This window comes from Oleiphilus sp. HI0086, from assembly GCF_001635225.1.
Map to the genome: position 1 here is coordinate 1 of NZ_LWFZ01000364.1, position 583 is coordinate 583.

1 protein-coding gene and 1 pseudogene are annotated in these 583 nt (G+C 47.2%); both read left to right on the top strand.

Annotation, left to right across the window (positions count from 1 at the left end):
* Window positions 1–201 (top strand): annotated as a pseudogene (locus tag A3756_RS28585) (ATP-dependent helicase); the annotation flags it as partial.
* Between the two features lie 114 nt (window positions 202–315).
* The coding region (locus tag A3756_RS04690; RefSeq protein WP_231875485.1) for a YbaK/EbsC family protein at window positions 316–583 on the top strand (268 nt) is incomplete at its 3' end.

The following is a 583-nucleotide window of genomic DNA, read 5'->3' on the forward strand; positions in this document are numbered from 1 at the left end:
GGCTTCCCTGTGAGAAAAGTCGTGCCCGTATCTATTTTAAATTACGTACCGAAGAATAAGCGACCAGCGAATAAAAAGACTGAGCAGAAAAAACAGGACTCCCCAAAAAAGAAGATTAACCGCAATAAGCCCAATACAACGAGCACCAGCGCTAAGCGCCCTGCAAAGACCACAAATAAAACCATATGGGGTGATAGATAGTGCGCTATAGCCATTTGCCCTATAGCGCACTCGACTAAGCACAAAGGGTTCTTGGCCTAACACCTTTCGCAGCGTTACAATGATGATTCACTCGCTTTTATGGAGGTGCTTGTTATGTCTATTGCTCCTAGAATCGAAGCTCACTTGTCGCGCGTTGGCGTGCACTACGACCTCATTCAACACCCTGAATCTCATACCAGTTTAGCTAGTGCCAGACTTGCTAACGTGCCAGCCAAACAAATGGCAAAAGCCGTTATCACCCACGATGGCGATAACTACCGACTCTGTGTCATACCAGCAACACATCAGCTTGTTCCTGATCTGCTCAACCAGCATATGGGCAAGGGCTCGCATTATCGCTTGGTCGATGAGTGTGAACTCA